The sequence below is a fragment of the Weissella tructae genome (assembly GCF_000732905.1).
GTDB classification, from domain to species: domain Bacteria; phylum Bacillota; class Bacilli; order Lactobacillales; family Lactobacillaceae; genus Weissella; species Weissella tructae.
The window spans coordinates 397,240-415,444 of the sequence record NZ_CP007588.1 but is presented as its reverse complement, the minus strand read 5'-3'; the positions used below and the strand labels follow the sequence as shown (position 1 = coordinate 415,444).

Annotated in this window: 16 protein-coding genes and 5 tRNA genes; 8 read left to right on the top strand and 13 right to left on the bottom strand. The window is 40.2% G+C overall.

The features are described from left to right. Positions 1-117: 117 nt before the first annotated feature. Together WS08_RS02090 and WS08_RS02085 are read right to left on the bottom strand one after the other, a co-directional pair. Positions 118-4,473 carry a DUF5978 domain-containing protein gene (locus WS08_RS02090; RefSeq protein ID WP_038566628.1) on the bottom strand — a complete coding sequence of 1,452 codons (4,356 nt, stop codon included), beginning with the start codon at positions 4,471-4,473 and terminating at the stop codon, positions 118-120. 311 nt (positions 4,474-4,784) lie between these two features. Continuing rightward, positions 4,785-6,332 (bottom strand): helix-turn-helix domain-containing protein, encoded by a 1,548-nt coding sequence (locus WS08_RS02085; protein ID WP_009764936.1) that lies wholly within the window; start codon positions 6,330-6,332, stop codon positions 4,785-4,787. A gap of 167 nt (positions 6,333-6,499) precedes the next feature. Between WS08_RS02085 and WS08_RS02080 the strand changes: the two genes are divergently transcribed. The 5 genes from WS08_RS02080 to WS08_RS02060 all read left to right on the top strand — a co-directional run bounded on the left by WS08_RS02080 (position 6,500) and on the right by WS08_RS02060 (position 7,012). After that, a tRNA-Glu gene (locus tag WS08_RS02080) sits at positions 6,500-6,571 on the top strand. Positions 6,572-6,593: 22 nt separating this feature from the next. Further along, a tRNA-Glu gene (locus tag WS08_RS02075) sits at positions 6,594-6,665 on the top strand. Between the two features lie 14 nt (positions 6,666-6,679). After that, positions 6,680-6,751 (top strand) — tRNA-Glu (locus tag WS08_RS02070). Between the two features lie 20 nt (positions 6,752-6,771). Further along, positions 6,772-6,843 (top strand) — tRNA-Glu (locus WS08_RS02065). A gap of 80 nt (positions 6,844-6,923) precedes the next feature. Then, positions 6,924-7,012: transfer RNA gene (locus WS08_RS02060), tRNA-Ser, on the top strand. A 234-nt stretch (positions 7,013-7,246) separates the two neighbouring features. Here the strand turns inward: WS08_RS02060 and ccpA are convergent. Then, positions 7,247-8,248, bottom strand: coding sequence for a catabolite control protein A (gene ccpA / locus WS08_RS02055; protein WP_009764935.1), 1,002 nt, complete (start codon positions 8,246-8,248; stop codon positions 7,247-7,249). A gap of 174 nt (positions 8,249-8,422) precedes the next feature. Here ccpA and WS08_RS02050 point away from each other — a divergent pair, with 174 nt between their 5' ends. Continuing rightward, the gene (locus WS08_RS02050; protein ID WP_009764934.1) at positions 8,423-9,523 is read left to right on the top strand and encodes a M24 family metallopeptidase; all 1,101 of its coding nucleotides are present in this window, start codon (positions 8,423-8,425) and stop codon (positions 9,521-9,523) included. A 51-nt stretch (positions 9,524-9,574) separates the two neighbouring features. Here the strand turns inward: WS08_RS02050 and WS08_RS02045 are convergent, their stop codons facing one another. The 9 genes from WS08_RS02045 to WS08_RS02005 all read right to left on the bottom strand — a co-directional run bounded on the left by WS08_RS02045 (position 9,575) and on the right by WS08_RS02005 (position 16,228). Then, complete coding sequence (locus WS08_RS02045; RefSeq protein ID WP_009764933.1) at positions 9,575-10,303, bottom strand: hypothetical protein; 729 nt, start codon at positions 10,301-10,303, stop codon at positions 9,575-9,577. Positions 10,304-10,335: 32 nt separating this feature from the next. Beyond that, a complete protein-coding gene (locus WS08_RS02040; protein WP_009764932.1) occupies positions 10,336-10,692 on the bottom strand; it encodes a DUF948 domain-containing protein in 357 nt (118 codons plus the stop codon). A gap of 86 nt (positions 10,693-10,778) precedes the next feature. Next, complete coding sequence (pepF, locus tag WS08_RS02035; RefSeq protein ID WP_009764931.1) at positions 10,779-12,590, bottom strand: oligoendopeptidase F; 1,812 nt, start codon at positions 12,588-12,590, stop codon at positions 10,779-10,781. A gap of 132 nt (positions 12,591-12,722) precedes the next feature. Beyond that, positions 12,723-13,412 carry an adaptor protein MecA gene (locus tag WS08_RS02030; RefSeq protein WP_009764930.1) on the bottom strand — a complete coding sequence of 230 codons (690 nt, stop codon included), beginning with the start codon at positions 13,410-13,412 and terminating at the stop codon, positions 12,723-12,725. 34 nt (positions 13,413-13,446) lie between these two features. Further along, the gene (locus tag WS08_RS02025; protein WP_009764929.1) at positions 13,447-13,911 is read right to left on the bottom strand and encodes a phosphate-starvation-inducible PsiE family protein; all 465 of its coding nucleotides are present in this window, start codon (positions 13,909-13,911) and stop codon (positions 13,447-13,449) included. Between the two features lie 15 nt (positions 13,912-13,926). Then, positions 13,927-14,445: an antibiotic biosynthesis monooxygenase family protein gene (locus WS08_RS02020; RefSeq protein ID WP_009764928.1), complete on the bottom strand. Its 519-nt coding sequence runs from the start codon at positions 14,443-14,445 to the stop codon at positions 13,927-13,929. A gap of 40 nt (positions 14,446-14,485) precedes the next feature. Then, positions 14,486-15,196 (bottom strand): CPBP family intramembrane glutamic endopeptidase, encoded by a 711-nt coding sequence (locus WS08_RS02015; protein ID WP_009764927.1) that lies wholly within the window; start codon positions 15,194-15,196, stop codon positions 14,486-14,488. Next, on the bottom strand, positions 15,180-15,392 hold the full coding sequence (locus WS08_RS02010) for a hypothetical protein (RefSeq protein WP_009764926.1): 213 nt from the start codon (positions 15,390-15,392) through the stop codon (positions 15,180-15,182). The genes WS08_RS02015 and WS08_RS02010 overlap by 17 nt, the downstream gene beginning before the upstream one ends. Then, positions 15,392-16,228 carry a Cof-type HAD-IIB family hydrolase gene (locus tag WS08_RS02005; RefSeq protein ID WP_009764925.1) on the bottom strand — a complete coding sequence of 279 codons (837 nt, stop codon included), beginning with the start codon at positions 16,226-16,228 and terminating at the stop codon, positions 15,392-15,394. Before WS08_RS02005 ends, WS08_RS02010 begins: the two co-directional genes overlap by 1 nt. A 137-nt stretch (positions 16,229-16,365) precedes the next feature. Between WS08_RS02005 and mscL the strand changes: the two genes are divergently transcribed. Next, entirely contained in the window at positions 16,366-16,734 is a 369-nt protein-coding gene (mscL, locus tag WS08_RS02000; protein ID WP_009764924.1) for a large conductance mechanosensitive channel protein MscL, read from the top strand. A 161-nt stretch (positions 16,735-16,895) separates the two neighbouring features. Beyond that, positions 16,896-17,540, top strand: a complete 645-nt coding sequence (locus WS08_RS01995; protein WP_009764923.1) for a deoxynucleoside kinase — start codon at positions 16,896-16,898, stop codon at positions 17,538-17,540. Between the two features lie 88 nt (positions 17,541-17,628). Here the strand turns inward: WS08_RS01995 and WS08_RS01990 are convergent, their stop codons facing one another. Beyond that, positions 17,629-18,078 (bottom strand): NUDIX hydrolase, encoded by a 450-nt coding sequence (locus WS08_RS01990; RefSeq protein ID WP_009764922.1) that lies wholly within the window; start codon positions 18,076-18,078, stop codon positions 17,629-17,631. Positions 18,079-18,205 lie beyond the last annotated feature (127 nt).

Sequence of the window (18,205 nt, the reverse complement as noted above, 5' to 3'; positions counted from 1 at the left end):
TATTTAAAACAATATTTTTGTACGACTTTTATAATTAATTATAAAAACCCTCGGAAAGGTTAATTTCCGAGGGTTCTTTACAAAAAGCTATTCACTTAAATGATACGCAGTTTCAAATTACTTCTTACGCAACTTAGTCAACCCTGCAAATAATCCTGTCAAAGCCAACATAGCTGCACCAAGAGCTGAAACAAGTGCATTTGTTTCTGATCCTGTGTTTGGATATGCTGCATCACCCTTTGACTTTCCCTTTTGAGGAGCGTTGTTGTCAGGTGTGTTCTTTGAACCATTGTTGTTTTGTTGTGATTGACCAGGCTTTCCAGCTTCAATTGGTGTGTAACCAAAGTCAATCATTCCGTTTTCAGGAATAGTAACCTTGATCTTACCATTCTTGTCTCCCTTTGGCTTATCGTAACCTGGGATATCTGGCAAGTCGTTCACATCAATTTCAACAACATCTCCTGGCTTTCCTTCTAGAATTGGGAAACTCTTGTCTGTCTTGATTTCCTTACCAGTGTTCTTGTCTACTGGACGTGATGGTGTCGTGTTCTTCTTTGGTGTGTATGGGACATCAACTGACTTTCCATCTTCTGGAATTTGAACCTTGATCTTACCGTTCTTGTCTCCCTTTGGCTTATCGTAACCTGGGATTTCTGGTAAGTCGTTCACGTCGATTTCAACAACATCTCCTGGCTTTCCTTCTAGGATTGGGAAACTCTTGTCTGTCTTGATTTCCTTACCAGTGTTCTTGTCTACTGGACGTGATGGTGCCGTGTTCTTCTTTGGTGTGTATGGCACATCAACTGACTTTCCATCTTCTGGAATTTGAACCTTGATCTTACCGTTCTTGTCTCCCTTTGGCTTATCGTAACCTGGGATTTCTGGTAAGTCGTTCACGTCGATTTCAACTTCTTCTCCTGGCTTTCCTTCTAGGATTGGGAAACTCTTGTCTGTCTTGATTTCCTTACCAGTGTTCTTGTCTACTGGACGTGATGGTGTCGTGTTCTTCTTTGGTGTGTATGGCACATCAACTGACTTTCCATCTTCCGGAATTTGCACCTTGATCTTACCGTTCTTGTCTCCCTTTGGCTTGTCGTATCCTGGGATATCTGGTAAGTCGTTCACGTCGATTTCAACTTCTTCTCCTGGCTTTCCGTCAAGTTCAGGCATTGTCTTACCTTCTGGTAACTTGATTTCTTCCCCAGTCTTTTCATCTACTGGACGTGATGGTGTCTTCTTGTCTTCGGCTGGTGTGTATGGCACGTCAGCTGGCTTTCCATCTTCTGGAATTTGCACCTTGATCTTACCGTTCTTGTCTCCCTTTGGCTTATCGTAACCTGGGATATCTGGCAAGTCGTTCACGTCGATTTCAACTTCTTCTCCTGGCTTTCCGTCAAGTTCAGGCATTGTCTTACCTTCTGGTAACTTGATTTCTTCCCCAGTCTTTTCATCTACTGGACGTGATGGTGTCTTCTTATCTTCGGCTGGTGTGTATGGGACATCAACTGACTTTCCATCTTCTGGAATTTGAACCTTGATCTTACCGTTCTTGTCTCCCTTTGGCTTGTCGTATCCTGGGATATCTGGCAAGTCGTTCACATCGATTTCAACTTCTTCTCCTGGCTTTCCGTCAAGTTCAGGCATTGTCTTACCTTCTGGCAACTTGATTTCTTCCCCAGTCTTTTCATCTACTGGACGTGATGGTGTCTTCTTGTCTTCGGCTGGTGTGTATGGCACGTCAGCTGGCTTTCCATCTTCTGGTACCTTCACCTTGATCTTACCGTTTTCGTCTCCCTTTGGCTTGTCGTATCCTGGGATATCTGGCAAGTCGTTCACATCGATTTCAACTTCTTCTCCTGGCTTTCCGTCAAGTTCAGGCATTGTCTTACCTTCTGGCAACTTGATTTCTTCCCCAGTCTTTTCGTCGATTGGACGTGATGGTGTCTTCTTATCTTCGGCTGGTGTGTATGGCACGTCAGCTGGCTTTCCATCTTCTGGAATTTGCACCTTGATTTTACCGTTTTCGTCACCCTTTGGCTTATCGTAACCTGGGATGTCTGGCAAGTCGTTCACATCAATTTCAACTTCTTCTCCTGGCTTTCCGTCAAGTTCAGGCATTGTCTTACCTTCTGGCAACTTGATTTCTTCCCCAGTCTTTTCATCTACTGGACGTGATGGTGTCTTCTTATCTTCGGCTGGTGTGTATGGCACATCAGCTGGCTTTCCATCTTCTGGAATTTGCACCTTGATCTTACCGTTCTTGTCTCCCTTTGGCTTGTCGTATCCTGGGATGTCTGGCAAGTCGTTCACATCAATTTCAACTTCTTCTCCTGGCTTTCCGTCAAGTTCAGGCATTGTCTTACCTTCTGGCAACTTGATTTCTTCCCCAGTCTTTTCGTCGATTGGACGTGATGGTGTCTTCTTGTCAGTGTAAGTTACATCGTAGACCTTTCCACCCTTACCATCATCAACAATCTTGACCTTTACCTTACCATTTTCGTCACCCTTTGGCTTTTCGTAGCCTGGGATATCCGGCAAGTCATTTACATCAAGCTCAACTTCGTCTCCTGGTTCACCCTTTACTTCTGGCATCTTCGCATCCTTAGGTACGTCGATTGGGTTTCCCTTTTCGTCTACTGGACGTGTTGGTGTAGCTTGTGTATAAGGTACGTCATATACCTTTCCACCCTTACCATCATCCTTGATTTTGACCTTTACCTTACCGTTTTCATCGGCTTCTGGCTTAGCGTATCCTGGGATGTCTGGCAAGTCATTCACATCAAGTTCAACTTCGTCTCCTGGTTCACCCTTTACTTCTGGCATCTTCGTATCCTTAGGTACGTCGATTGGGTTTCCCTTTTCATCTACTGGACGTGTTGGTGTTGTCTTTTCAGCGTAAGTTACGTCATATACCTTTCCACCCTTACCATCATCCTTGATTTTGACCTTTACCTTACCGTTTTCATCGGCTTCTGGCTTAGCGTATCCTGGGATGTCTGGCAACTCATTTACATCAAGTTCAACTTCGTCTCCTGGTTCACCCTTCACATCTGGCATCTTCGTATCCTTAGGTACGTCGATTGGGTTTCCTTTTTCATCTACAGGACGTGTTGGTGTTGACTTTTCAGTGTAAGTTACATCGTAGACTTTTCCACCCTTACCATCATCAACAATCTTGACCTTTACCTTACCATTTTCGTCACCCTTTGGCTTTTCGTAACCTGGAATGTTTGGCAAGTCATCAACATTCAATTCAACTTCGTCTCCTGGTTCACCCTTTACTTCTGGCATTGTTTCTCCTGCCGGAACTTCAATTGGGTTTCCCTTTTCATCCACTGGACGTGTTGGTGTTGACTTTTCAGTATATGGTAAGTCAATCATCTTTCCTGCTTCGGGAACTTTAACTTTCACCTTACCATTTTCATCAGCTACCGGCTTATCGTATCCTGGGATATCAGGAATATCCTTAATATCAATTTCAACTTCATCACCTGGGAATCCATCAACAATTGGCATTGTCTTATCTGCTGGAACTTCAATTGGATTTCCCTTTTCATCTACCGGACGCGTTGGTGTTTCTGGCACATTTTGTGTCATACGCAATTCGTTCATACGGAATTGTTGTAGGTTCAACGCTGGCCCTGTTGATGCAGAAATAGCAAATGACAATTCATCTTGCGTAATCCAGTCTGCGATTGATCGTGACCATGTCTTTCCTTCATAAGTCACAGTCAAAGTCTTTGTTGCAGCAGTATACTTAAGTTCCATCGGCTTGAATGTGTTTCCATCCGGTTCTCCAATTAACTTAGGGTCAGCCGTTCCTGCTTCTACAACTGTTTCCGCAGCATTATCTGCTCGGTTCTTAACGAATGCACCAAAAGACTTTAGTTCTAAGCTCTCCCCAGCAGCATTTGTCTTAGGGTCTTTTACTGCCCAAGCATCAGCTGCGTTTGAATCATTTCGATTCCAATATGTGTCAAACTTAAATCCAAATCCATTTGGTACACCACCGATTCCGATAGCTCCACCTTTTCCACCAACAACTTTAGGATCCCCTGGGTGGAACAAAATTCCGATTCCATCACCACCACGATTTGTTCCAGACCCACTGATTCCAGACCCGTTCTTATTCGCTCCTAGATTAATTTCTCCAGAAATAGAGAAATCTTGCGTTGCATCAAACTTATGTTTCATAGAAATATTCCCAGAAACACGTTGTTGGAATGGCGTTAGGGTTGCAATTCCCGTATCTTTATCATACGTTGCTGCCCCGTTAATATTGAAATGTTCTTCAAAATTATCTTTATTAACAATTAATTCTTTTGAAGTCGCTGCAAGTTGCCCACCTTGCGTCGCTTCTGAATTCGCGTAAATTTGACTATTCGCATCCATTACACCTGCCGCACCCACGACAGTCAAAACAGCTGCACTAAATACCCAAAATTTACCAGCCTTATACATTTTAAATCCCATTAGAAATCTCCTTTTATACATTACATACATTTCCCGTTCTTACACTCAAAATAATACATTATTTAAAATTTTTAATCTACATAAAACATTTAAAATAATCTTTTTTTGTATTTATTTTTCTAGTAAAACGTTTCAATAAGTCTACAGACACTTAAAAACACATCTAATTCTTTTATATAATAAGTAATCGAAGAAACAAATATTATAAAAATGCATATAAATACAACGAATAAAAATAAATCATTAGAATATATATTAAAAAAACGGCAACAAACAAAATGTTCGTTACCGTTTATATATTTATATAATAACTATTCAACTTCTTTCGGCGCCAATTGAGCCGTTAACTCTTCCCAATTATCCACATTACGCTGTTCTAAGAACTTACGTTCACTTAGTGCCATCGCTTCTTTAATAAATTGACCTAATGTAGATGCATCCGGGAAAGTAGTCCAAACCAATGCTTTTGTATTTTCGAAAGTGTCTAATTCCATGTCTGAAATGTAAAAATCCGGATCCTCAATTTCATTAAACACAAAATTAATTTGCCATTGGCTTTCAAAAATACGACGCAAGACAGTTTCTAGTCCTGGGAAATATAAGAAATCCAACGCAATATGAATTTTAGGTAAAATCATATCTGCTGGAACAATGGCAACCATCGCATTGAAATATTCTTGCGATAGATTTTCTACCTTACGATCAGCATTCGGCGTCCAAGAAAGACGTTCTCGTTTGAAATCCGCCATGACACAGTCAATGAAACGCGACTGAATCGGAAAGTTCTCTTCTAAGAACTGCATACTATGACGTTTACGATCATAGGTGTTTTCAAAGTATGCTTGTCGCATATTTGGTCCTGCTAAAGCAAGACTCAAACGATATTGATATTCGTCTGGCAATTCCTTCCCAAAGAATTGCTCAAAACGATGTACAAAACGTTCACGGTCTTCTGTAAAATGCTTACGCATCTTATCCGTCAATACCCCACGAGGTGCATCGCGAATAATCCCACTAACAAATAAACTTAAAATACTGAACACTACTTCTGTATGAATGACGTGTTCTGGTAAGTCAAATGTCTCCTGGAATAATGCACGATACTTTTGGTATCGAATTTTTTGATCTGGTGGCCATTCATCAGACGGACGTACAATTTTTGGCATATCAACATCGCGTAGATAATGTCCTTTTCGAATACGAATAATCGCAATCATCACTTGAATACGAAGTGACTGACGCAATGATTGACGGTTCTCGATATCAAAGATATCTACCACAATATCCACAATATCTTCAATTTCGTCATTTTCGAATTCATCCAATGGCATTTCAGTATAACTATGATACTGATTCATAATATGAACAAAGAATGTACGAAGCGTTGCTTCATCTCCCACCAAATGATTATTCTTGGTAATCTTAATGCCATGCTTGCTTAGTGCTTCAGTCGCACGTTCTTTAGATGAACGAATGACAGACACACTGGTATTATGTTTCACAGCAAAGTTTTCATATGATGTAACATCTTCCATTAAGCTATCAACTAAGAACCACCAAATAACTGAATTTTGGCGGTAATAATGTTCTAATTCTAAAACAGCTGCTTGATTTTGCTTTTTTACTTCAATATATTTCGTGTCATAAATAAACTTTTCTTCTGACACCGCATGTTGATCAACTAAGTTCAGATCATCGATTAAACTATTAAATGCAGTCACAACACGATATCGTGACCATCCCAATTCTTCTATCACTGTCTTAAGTAACAGCTTTTCCCCTTCATGCAATATCAAATAGTCATGCAACTCCAATACTTCTTGTTCATGTCTATCCAACATCCAACGTAAAAGATTCATAATTCTCCCTAACCCTTTTTCTCACGTATGACTTTGTTACCAGTGTAAGCAAGTTAAGCAAAATACGCAACACACACATTTTATTTTTTTTTTTTTGAAAAAAGACTTGTCAAAGGTTTTAAAACTTGGTATATTAATCTCTGTTGTTTAAGACATGCAACATTCATGGCTCATTGGTCAAGTGGTTAAGACTCCGGTTTTTCACACCGGCATCCAGGGTTCAATTCCCTGATGAGCTATTTGTTTTTAAAACAAACTATCGGCCCATTGGTCAAGTGGTTAAGACTCCGGTTTTTCACACCGGCATCCAGGGTTCAATTCCCTGATGGGCTATTGCTCGATATTTTGGCTCATTGGTCAAGTGGTTAAGACTCCGGTTTTTCACACCGGCATCCAGGGTTCAATTCCCTGATGAGCTATTTGTTTTTAAAACAAGCCTGGCCCATTGGTCAAGTGGTTAAGACTCCGGTTTTTCACACCGGCATCCAGGGTTCAATTCCCTGATGGGCTATCTCAACAACGCTACGGCGTTGTTTTTTTTTTGCTTGAATCCCCTTTTCCCCCTCGATATAATGAACATGTTCTGTAACTGGAGACATGGCAGAGTGGTAATGCAGCGGATTCGAAATCCGCCGAACCGGTGATAAATCGGTGCACGGGTTCAAATCCCGTTGTCTCCTTTAAACCCATCTATCATCGCTAAGTCAGCATTTCAAAAACAGAGTCACACATAACAGTGTCACTCTGTTTTTATTTTCTTTCGTGGTCTTCTCTCAAAATTAAACGTTTTAACTCCTCTTACCTTTAAAACGTTTCAAAAAAGCCGTCAGAAGCTTTCAAATGACTTCTGACGGCTATTCTTATATCTTTATCCACGTAATACGTAATTCGCTCATATGAGCTTATATTGCGTTTTAATTTGTTGTAGCACGTTCCACATAACCATGTGGTAATTCAATTTGCTTTTCAGCTAATTCATCATGATCCAACAACTTTGTCAAAACACGCATTGCAACCGCTCCAAGATCATAGATTGGTTGTGTAATTGAGCTCAATTGCGGACGCGTCATACTTGTCAACGCAGTGTTGTTACTCGTAATGATTTCAAAATCTGCTGGGATTTTCACGCCAGCATCAGTCAATCCATTTAGTACACCCGCAGCCATAGAATCATTAACAGCAATCGCCGCAGTTGCGCCTGTTGCAATAATGTCCTTAGCCATTGCGTATCCAGATTCATATACATAGCTACCTTGGAAAATTAGGTCTGGGTCAACAGCCATACCCTTCTTTTCCAATGCAACTTGATATCCCTTCAACTTATGGTCCTTGTTAATAGCATGTTCTAGATCACCAGAAATAAAGGCCACCTTTTCATGATCATTCGCCAACAACATACCAGTCGCTTGTTCAAACGCTTCGATGTAGTTGATGTTTACTGATGGGTGTTGGTTTTCTGAATCCACTGATCCAGCAAATACAACAGGCACATCAATTGAGTCTAGGCGTTCATCCACGTCTTCATCAATATGGTTTCCCATGTAGATAATCCCATCAACTTGCTTTCCAAGTAGGTTATCAATAACTTCTAAGTTCTTTTCGTTTGATTCCCCAGCACTTGTTAGGATAATTTGGTATTTGTACATCTTAGCGACGTCATCAATCCCACGGGCTAATTCAACGTAATATTGATCAGTTAAATCAGGTAGAATTAATCCAATTGTTGTTGTTCGCTTTGAGGCCAATCCACGTGCAATCGCATTTGGACGGTAGCCTAATTCTTTAATAACAGCTTGAACCTTTTCTTTAGTTCCAGCCTTAACATTTGCATTTCCATTCACAACACGTGATACTGTTGCCATTGATACATTGGCTTCACGCGCGACATCATAAATTGTTACGGTTTGTTTTTCCATTATAATTCTCCTCATTCCCTGAGATTAAAATCTGGGGGAGTATTTCAGAAAGCGCTTACTCGGTAAGTATAACACGTTTTCATTAATCTTTTCAAAGCCAAGTGCTAATTTTAGCACAAACATTTTTTAATTAAAAGAGTACAATAGATATAATTCAATCAAAGGAGTTCTGATATGACGACACATCTAACGCAAGTCCAAAACTGGCTTAACACTGAAGGCATTGATGTTGCCTACTTTTCTGATTTCCATTCAATCTCATATTTAACAGGATTTGAATCAGATCCAATCGAACGAATTCTAGCATTATTTGTTTTTCCGCAAAATGATCCGTTCATTTTTGCACCCGCATTAGAAGTTCAAGCAGTAAGAGCAACGGGTTGGCAATATCCAGTCTATGGTTACCAAGATTCTGAAAATCCATTTGCTCTAATCGCCGAACACATTCGTGAGACAACAGCACACACAACACGCTGGGCCGTTGAACAACAACAATTAACCCTTAATAAAGCGAATGCCTTACAAACGGCATTCCCTGATTTAAAGTTTACGGCTGATTTGTCACCAATTATTGAACGTATGCGTCTTATTAAGACCCCCGATGAAATCGCTAAAATGCACGCAGCTGGTCGTGATGCTGACCTAGCTTTCCAATATGGTTTTGATGCATTACGTACCGGTATCACTGAATTAAGCGTCCAAGCCGAATTAGAATATAAATTAAAGATGAACGGTGTTACAGGCATGTCTTTTGACACCATGGTACAATTTGGTCCGCATGCGGCAGATCCACACGGCGCAACGAACGATACTAAGCTTAAAGGTGGACAAATGGCCCTATTCGACTTGGGAACAATCTATGATGGTTATGTATCAGATGCGACCCGAACAGTGGCCTTTAATTCCGTTTCATTCCGTCAACGTGATATCTACCAACTAGTTCTAAAGGCACAACGTGAAGCGCAAGCAGCGGTTAAGCCTGGTATTACAACAGGTAGCTTAGATAAGATTGCTCGTGACATTATTACTGAGGGTGGATTCGGTGATTTCTTTATCCATCGCCTAGGCCATGGTTTGGGTTCATCTGTTCATGAATCACTACAAATTGCGGCTGGCAATGATGTTATTCTGGAACCCGGTATGACTTTTTCTATCGAACCCGGAATTTACATCCCCGGTGATTTAGGTATTCGTATTGAAGATTCCGTTGTTGTGACTGAATCAGGATCTGAATCATTTACACATACATCAAAAGAACTACTTATTATTGACTAAAAAAAAACCACATCTCTACGATGTGGTTTTTTCATTGATGACATTGATAAATTACTTCTTATCAGCCAAACCCTTCTTGTCTGTATCTGCCAATGACTTTTCACTCTTTGACAATGCAGGACGATCAGACTTTGATAATGTATCTGACTTTGACTTAGCAGCCTTCTTCTTTGGTGAGCTAGACTTCTTAGTTGACTTTGACTTAGCAGCAGACTTGTTCTTGTCTTCTGTTTCTTCAGCCAAACCTTGCTTCTTTGATTCTGACAAAGGCTTCTTGCTTGACTTAGCCAAGCTCTTAACTTGTTCCTTTGCAGTTGCCTTCAATTCAGCTTCTGGAACTTCCTTTTCTGGCAATGGACGTGCTTCCAAAACAACAACTTCAACCTTTTCAGGTGTTGTTACTTCAGCAGCCAAGTCACTTGCATCCAACAAAATGTCAGCTTCAGTAACAGCTTCAACTAATTCAGCATCATCCTTAAAAGATTGTGCCTTATCCATAGCTTGGTTCACGAAACCTTCAGCTTGATCCTTCAAGGCACCAAACTTTTCTTCCAAACCAGCTTCTTCAAGTGAATCTTCTGCCTTAGCCTTTGCAGCAGCAAAAGTAGCGCTTGCAATTGCTTCAGCATCTAAGATGTATTCAATCACTGAGTCAGTTGCATCCGCAACTTTGCGGTTAACTTCCTTCTTTTGATTTTCATTCAACATCTTGTATCCAGCGTATCCAGCAGCAGCGGCTGCTCCACCTACCAACAATCCCTTAATAAATCCGTTTGCCATGGTTTCCCCTCCAGTTTATAAGCTATGCGTTTTTATGATCCCTTACGCATTCCGTTAAATGTCGCAAATAATAGTCCCATCTTTGACATGTTGCTTGTACCGATCTTAGTCGTCAAGTTACGAGCTGCGTCGTTCAAATCAGAAACTGATTCTCCCAAATCCGCTACCGCTTGGAAGGCTGGGTCAAGAACTTCGACCTTACCGTTAACATCTTCCAACAACACGTTAGTATTTACCAACAAGTCATCTGCTTCACGAGCAATGATATCAACGTCCTTCAACACATTCTTCAACGGTTGCGTAATGCGGAAAATCATGAAACTAATTGACCCCAAAAACAACAAAATCGCAATCGCGACAATCAGCCACGCAATTCCTCCCAGTGTCATATAAATCCCTCCAATTTCTTTTATAACTGTAATTCTACATGTTTATCGATTATGCGACAAGTGAATGCCTTGAAAATGCATAGAACTTACATATCTAATTCATTAACTAATGCTTCAAATTCATTTAGTCGTTCTTCAAAAATCGCAAATGTTTCTTGCAAGTATGTTGGTTGTAACATATCAACCCCTGCTGTCTTCATCACATCAATTGGGAACGCTGATGAACCAGCCTTCAAATAGTTCTTGTATGCATCCACGGCTGTCGCACCCTTTGTCTTCATTTCATGTGCCATCGCTGTTGCAGCAGCGAATCCAGTACTGTATTGGAAGACATAGAAATTGTAGTAGAAGTGTGGAATACGTGACCATTCATTCGCAATTTCTGGATCAACTTCAAGACTTGGACCGTAGTAACGTTGGTTTAATTCAGCATACGCTTCGTTCAAAACATCAGCCGTCAACGGAATACCTTGCGCATCTTGATGATGCATCCATTGTTCAAATTCCGCAAATTGTGTTTGACGGAACATCGTTCCCTTTACACCATCTAAATATTGATTCAATACAAACGCACGTAACGCCTTATCATCAATTGTTTCCAACAAATAATCTGTTAACAGATTTTCATTCGTTGTTGAGGCAATTTCCGCCAAGAAGATTGGGTAATCACCGTAGTGATATGGTTGATTTTGACGTGTTAAGTAACTGTGAACACTGTGCCCCATCTCATGCACCAATGTGTACAAGTTGTTCAAGTTATCAACCCAATTCAACAAAATAAACGGATTCGTATCATAAGAACCACCAGAATAAGCCCCTGAGCGCTTTCCCTTGTTTTCAGGTACGTCAATCCAACGTTCATCAAATGCCTTGTTTACAACATCTAAATAGTCATCCCCTAATGGACGCAACGCTTCTAACGCTGTCGCTTGTGCAGATGTATAATCGATGGCGTAATCTGGTTCACCCAAGATTGGTGTGTACAAATCATATGAATGTAGTTCTGAAACACCTAATAAACGCTTACGCAAAGCCACGTAACGGTGTAGCAATGGTAGTGCCTTGTTTGTTTCTGTCACCAATGTTTCATACACTGCTTCTGGTACATGGTTACTTGCCAATGAAGATTGACGGGCTGTTTCATAATTATGAACACGAGCCATATAATTGTGTCCCTTAACATGACTAGCTAATGTTGAGGCCAATGTGTTTTCTAAAGCGATATATGATTCATAGAATGTTTGGAAGGCATCTTGACGAACACGCCCATCTGTTGATTCTAGTAACTTTGAATACACACCATTTGACAATTGTTCCCATTCACCATCAGCGTTTTCAACACGCCCAAATTGAATGTCAGCGTTGTCTAAGACACTAAAGGTACGTTGTGAGGCACCAAAGATATCTCCAGCCGCAGCCAATAATGTTTCTTGTTCCGCTGGTAACACGTGGCCACGTTGTGTTAATAGGCTTTCAAAGTAATGTTCGAATTGTGCTAATTCTGGTGTCTCTTCAAACAAAGCCGCTAATTCTGCTTCTGTTAAGGCCAAGATAGCTGGATCAAAGAAAGCAATCGCTGCACCAACTTGGGCACCCAACGCTTCCGCACGATTATTCATCGCTTGGTAATAACCATTCGCTGTATCTTGGTCACTTTTCATTGATGCATATACGTAAACTTTTTCTAAGTCACGCATCAAGTTCAAACCATATTGTAAGGCACCTAACAATTGTGGTCCTGAATTTGTAACAGTTCCGGCAAAGTATTCAGCTGACTCTAGACGTTCAGCAACATCTTCAAATAAATCTTCCCAAGCATCATCATTTGGAAAAATAGTTGCGAGATCCCAAGTCATTGCCGTTGGCAATTCATCTCGTTGTAAAAGTTCTTGACTCATCTATCGGTCCTCCAATTAATTTTATTGCTAGTATTGTACCATTTTTACAGAGTCTTTCGTGGGTTCCCTCTAATTTTTTAGCCAATAAAAAAATCGCCCTAAGGCGATTCTTCTAAATATTGCATGCTATTTTTAGTCAAAATAATGGCGTAATTGGCTCGTTGCCTCTTCCGCAAAAATCTGTTCACCGTGTTCATGCAAAACATCCGCTGAAACTGGACTTACTGTCCCATATTCACGGGCAATTGCTGTGCTATCTTTGATTGTTGCCATTTCATGTGCTTCATCAAAGGTCATAACCAAATAATATTTATCTTGGTAACGGAACAATTGTTCAGTTGCATATAGCTTAGGTTGCATTTGCGCGAAATGCAAAACATCTTCAAACGTGGCAAATTCAACTTGGATTTGTGTTTCCACCGTTTCATCTGCAACGACTGTTTTACGATCATCATGCTTAGGTGTCGTATCATCAAATCCCAATAAGCGATTCAATAGTTCTTCCTTAACATCATCATCAGGCTCATCACCTTCTGTTTGATTCAATGCATTTGCAACAGCCTTACTCATCCCCGTATGGTCACTTAGGTTCTTAGAAATAAAGAGTTCTAAGCCTTGACCACTCGGCAAAATTTGGAACGTTACGGCATCATTATCCATAAAGTCGTGATCAGCATCAACGTCTTCCAGCACTGAGTAGAAGAAACGTTCCATTTTTTCTTGGCTTTCTAATAAGTCCATTAGTGCAACATCGTAATCAGATAAATCATCTGGTGTCATCATCACACGAATAGTATCTTCATTAATTCGTTCGTAATCCATTTAAACTGCTCCTTTCAGTGCTATTTATCATTCTTTAGTCGCGCTTTAAGCGATCGGCTTCATGCTTGATTTCAAAGTCAATCGTATCACGTTCATCCGCATGCTTTAAGTTCGTTAGGCGTTGGTTAACCAACAAATATCCCATCAACCCAAGCAATAGTACCACAATAGCAAACGCTTGAATCAACACTTCAGTTGCGTTGGCATGATTGACCAATAAATTACGTAACATGGCTGTAATTCCGATGTACATAAAGTTTGTTAATGAAATATGGTTGGTGATGAAATATTCACGCGTCAAAACCACAAATTCAAAAAACAAAAATGTTTCTAAAACTAATTCACTGATAGCATAAAAATCTGCTGTCATGTTGGCCGTGAACACCATTTGTGCCAATAAGAAGGTGTCGCGGAAAAAGAAACCTAACAAGATCACTCCTAACGCTAACATTCCCCATTCAAGCGTGTGTTCATAAAAGCCAGTTACAATTTTTTTCATGTGTTACTTTCCTGTCTAATCTAGCGTTTGCTTACTAAAGGCAGCAAATGAGTATTGACTATTACGTAGTCCGTAACGTGATGCCATAGCTTCATATGGTGTTAATGGATTTTCTGTTTCATCATCCCAAATTGTCCAGAATTCCTTTAACGTCCACGTTGTCAAAATAGCCATTTGTTGCGGTTCATCAGTACGTTGTAGCAAGAAGGCGCTCATGAAACCATCAACTTGATCAAATCCATGTGTTTGGAATGTTTCCCAACGACGGATAAAGTTGGCACGTTCTTGGTCTGAAATAGTCAAAAATGTGAAATTCATCCATCCACGAATTTCCTTAGACTTACCTGTTTGAGATAAAATTTCATAACTTGTTGGTGTACTGAACACAGACTTAGCTGTCGTCTTATCAAGCAGTTGGTAACGCAATGGATCAGTATCGTCCACCGTCAACATTAACCCACGTTCGGGATTAGCTTCTCGAACCATTTGTAAAACTTCTTCACTACCAAAAGTTGTGTATAGATATTCTGTCATGTCATGCCTCCTATATTGTGCTTAATTCCCAGTTAAACGTTTATAGCATTGCCATCATGGCTAGGAATGAAAGTGTGTTGTTCAACGCATGCGCCAACATTGCATATTGGAGTTGATGCGTCTTTTTGTAGATATATGCTAGGATACCACCCATTAAGGCGTATTGTAAAAAGTCGAATGGATTGAAAGCCGCATAGACGTGGAAATAACCAAACAGACCAGCTGATAAGATAATATTCCACCACCACCCCTTATTTTTAAAAAAGTAGTTCATCACAATCCCACGGAAAATCAATTCTTCCACAATCGGCGCCACAATAATCGCTAGTACCCCAACAAATACAATCCCGTATGGACCTTGATTGAACGTATCTTGTAAGACTTGTTGGTTAGTCGCAACATCTACATCACCGGTCAGTAACACACGGACAAAATTGACCAACATAATCCCGACAACAATCCCAACATATCCTAGGAATACATACTTCAATCGATCCCACTTAATCGGATGTAAACGTAAATTTGGTGACTTTAGTCTGACCGCATAAATCAGTAATGTTGCAATCCCGTAAGTCATCGCTAACACAATCAAAATCAGTAATACAGTTGCTAATAGTCCATTTGCCGGTTGTCCAAAGACCATGGCTAACCCTTGGCTAGCACCAACACCTAAAATTTGAATGGCGAAATCTAAAATAATCCCACCAATCAACCACAAGGCACCATTCAGCCAATCATCTCTTGTCGTCATTTTGTTCACGCTCCTTTTGCCACCGTTGCAATAATATCGTGATAGCTGTCATCAGAACAGTCATACCAACCGCTCCAATCAATATCATACTCATAAACATCATTGGCGACCAAGCAAGATGTTCACCAAGCAGTGCAATACCAATTAATACCAGTATCGTCACCACGCTTGAGAGTACGTACATTAATTTAATCATTAGTCTTTTCCAAGCACGAAACGATCCAAGATTTCAGCAACAGCACCTTCGTTATTTGTACGTTCAGTAACAATGTCAGCGGCTTCTTGAACTGCTGGGATTCCGTTGGCAACACTAACCCCTAGTCCAACTGCAGTTAGCATCTTCAAATCATTGTTATTATCACCAGCTGCAATAATTTCATCACGTGTGATTCCTAGGCGCTCACCAAGCATCAAACTTGCACTTCCCTTATCGACACCTGCCATATTAAATTCAATGTAACGACCTGATGAGAATGTTGCTTCCACAGTTTCTTCACCCACGGCCGCTAGTACAGACGCCTTAATTGCTTCGCGAACTGCTAAATCTTCGTGTTCAAAAATAACCTTCATCACCGGTGCTTCATTCACTAGGAATGACAAATCTGATGTTTCGACTTCTTTGTATGACACGCCACGTTCAGCCATGTACTTTGCGTCAGATGCTGAAATATTGTAAATAAACAATGTGTCCACTGTGTAGATGTGGGCATCAACTGTCTCATCAATCAAACCAGCATCTAAAATACGTTGCGCTAAAGGTAATTTCATTCCGCGTGTTACTAGGACTTTATTCCCTTCATTTTCAACAATTGCAGCACCATTGTATGAAATCACATATTGTCCGGCTTCATCATACAATCCTAATGTTTTCAACAATTCTTGTACTGAACTAAATGCACGTCCAGTATTGGGGACAAATTTAAAACCTTGCGCAATCGCTTCTTTGATTGCACGTACATTTTCTGCATGAACAGTCCCATCGTTGTTCAACAATGTTTCGTCTAAATCGGATACCAACATTTTATAAGTCATTTTCATTTCCCCGCTTCGCTACATTTATATGTCTATTTTACCAGAAATTCACCTTTCCGTTTGGCATTTCACGGCTTTTGTTTTAAAATTAAACAGATAAGAAATATTATACGGTTCTAATAGAAAAGGAGCACAAAATGCGTAAGTTTATCTCAGAATTTAAGACTTTCTTGACACAAGGAAGCATGTTAGACATGGCAATTGCCTTTATCGTTGGAGGAGCTTTCCAAGTTCTACTAACATCATTGGTTAATGACATCTTCATGCCATTCATCGGTGTATTGACTGGTTCAATTGCCTTGAACGATATGGTTTGGGTTATCGGTGCCGCTGAAGTTAAGATTGGTTCATTCTTGAGCAACATGATTATCTTCATCCTAACTGGATTCGTTGTCTTTATCTTGGTAAAGATCATGAACAAGTTGCGTAAGCCTGCCGAAGAAGAAATCGACCCTACGGTTGCACTTTTGACTGAAATTCGTGACGAATTGGCACGCCAAAAGTAATTTATATGTGCGGATAAACCGCTCAAAACAAGGTACTGAGTCTTTGACCCAGTACCTTTTTCTAATGTCAAGAATTGCATTCAAGTTTTCTTTTAGCTAAGATAGGAACAACGAATTGATTCACATAATCAAAACGAAATTTTAGAAGAAGAAGGTCGACCATGGTGATTATCACAGCTGGGATGATTGGTGTCGGTAAGACAACATTAACAGGTTTATTAGCAGAACATTTGGGAACAGAGGCTTTCTTTGAGCCCGTTGGTGAAAATCCAGTACTCCCTCTTTATTACGCAGATCCAAAGCAATACGGATTCCTACTACAAATTTATTTCTTGAATAAGCGTTTCGCGATGATTAAGAAGGCCTTGAGCGCAGACAATAACATTCTTGATCGTTCAATCTATGAAGATGCGTTGTTTACAAAAGAAAATCACCGTGAAGGAAACATTTCAGACGCTGAAATGGACGTCTACATGAAGTTGTTAGACAACATGATGGCTGAATTGCAAACGATGGAAAAGCGCCGTCCTGATTTGATGGTTTTTGCTAACGCTGATTTTGAAACGATTTTGTACCGTATCAAGAAGCGTGGACGTGATTACGAACAATTCGACGATAACGAAGAATTGCGTGATTACTACTTCAAGATGTGGACAGCCTACCAACAATGGTATGAAGACTATGATGCTTCACCAAAGATGATGGTTGATTTGCAAAAGTACGACCTAGAAAATCCAGATAACCAAGCTGTTATCTTGGCAGAAATTGATGCACGTTTGGCTGAATTAGACGCTGATCAAAAATAATGCTAACAAAAAACTCGAAACTGACCTAACCGTCAATTTCGAGTTTTTTTATTGCAGCATAATCATTTCGCATGTAATAGTCGTCGTCTTATGACCAACCATTTTCAACATAAGGTATGCCTTTGAAATAACTATCTAGCGCTAATTTGCGATCAGGAATAAATTGCTCAGGCAAATCATTAATCGGCACCCACTTTAATCCACCACTTTTATGCGGTTCTTTGACCGTTGGAATTCCCGCATACTTTTCTACAACGAAATATCCGTTATAGTAAATCAAACCAGCTGAGCCATAACGTTGATGTATCATCACCGCAAATGTGAGATCTTCTTCAGCAACATCAATACCAATTTCTTCTTTTAACTCACGTACTAACGCGGTTTTCATGGCTTCATTTTCATCCACATGACCTGATGCGGCCACATCGTAAAAGCCATCACGCTTCCCTGTATTCATTCGTTGATGGACTAAAATATGCTCTTTAGCTTCATCAAACATAAAAGCATATACGGCCGACGGATTCTCGTAATGTGACATATTCTCCCCCTATTCATCCCCAATACAATAATCAATTTTTCTACTTACTTAAAGTCTATCATTAGATGGATTCACATGCACAGAAAAACCCGTCAGACTATCCTAACGGGTTTTTGTTTATTCATTA

What these genes read in the sequence shown, in the direction of transcription:
- WS08_RS02090 (WP_038566628.1), bottom strand. Translation starts at nt 4,473, where the DNA reads ATGGGATTTAAAATGTATAAGGCTGGTAAATTTTGGGTATTTAGTGCA.
- WS08_RS02025 (WP_009764929.1), bottom strand. Translation starts at nt 13,911, where the DNA reads ATGAAAAAAATTGTAACTGGCTTTTATGAACACACGCTTGAATGGGGA.
- WS08_RS02085 (WP_009764936.1), bottom strand. Translation starts at nt 6,332, where the DNA reads ATGAATCTTTTACGTTGGATGTTGGATAGACATGAACAAGAAGTATTG.
- WS08_RS02020 (WP_009764928.1), bottom strand. Translation starts at nt 14,445, where the DNA reads ATGACAGAATATCTATACACAACTTTTGGTAGTGAAGAAGTTTTACAA.
- WS08_RS01990 (WP_009764922.1), bottom strand. Translation starts at nt 18,078, where the DNA reads ATGTCACATTACGAGAATCCGTCGGCCGTATATGCTTTTATGTTTGAT.
- WS08_RS01995 (WP_009764923.1), top strand. Translation starts at nt 16,896, where the DNA reads ATGGTGATTATCACAGCTGGGATGATTGGTGTCGGTAAGACAACATTA.
- WS08_RS02010 (WP_009764926.1), bottom strand. Translation starts at nt 15,392, where the DNA reads ATGATTAAATTAATGTACGTACTCTCAAGCGTGGTGACGATACTGGTA.
- ccpA (WP_009764935.1), bottom strand. Translation starts at nt 8,248, where the DNA reads ATGGAAAAACAAACCGTAACAATTTATGATGTCGCGCGTGAAGCCAAT.
- WS08_RS02005 (WP_009764925.1), bottom strand. Translation starts at nt 16,228, where the DNA reads ATGACTTATAAAATGTTGGTATCCGATTTAGACGAAACATTGTTGAAC.
- WS08_RS02050 (WP_009764934.1), top strand. Translation starts at nt 8,423, where the DNA reads ATGACGACACATCTAACGCAAGTCCAAAACTGGCTTAACACTGAAGGC.
- mscL (WP_009764924.1), top strand. Translation starts at nt 16,366, where the DNA reads ATGCGTAAGTTTATCTCAGAATTTAAGACTTTCTTGACACAAGGAAGC.
- WS08_RS02015 (WP_009764927.1), bottom strand. Translation starts at nt 15,196, where the DNA reads ATGACGACAAGAGATGATTGGCTGAATGGTGCCTTGTGGTTGATTGGT.
- WS08_RS02040 (WP_009764932.1), bottom strand. Translation starts at nt 10,692, where the DNA reads ATGACACTGGGAGGAATTGCGTGGCTGATTGTCGCGATTGCGATTTTG.
- WS08_RS02045 (WP_009764933.1), bottom strand. Translation starts at nt 10,303, where the DNA reads ATGGCAAACGGATTTATTAAGGGATTGTTGGTAGGTGGAGCAGCCGCT.
- pepF (WP_009764931.1), bottom strand. Translation starts at nt 12,590, where the DNA reads ATGAGTCAAGAACTTTTACAACGAGATGAATTGCCAACGGCAATGACT.
- WS08_RS02030 (WP_009764930.1), bottom strand. Translation starts at nt 13,412, where the DNA reads ATGGATTACGAACGAATTAATGAAGATACTATTCGTGTGATGATGACA.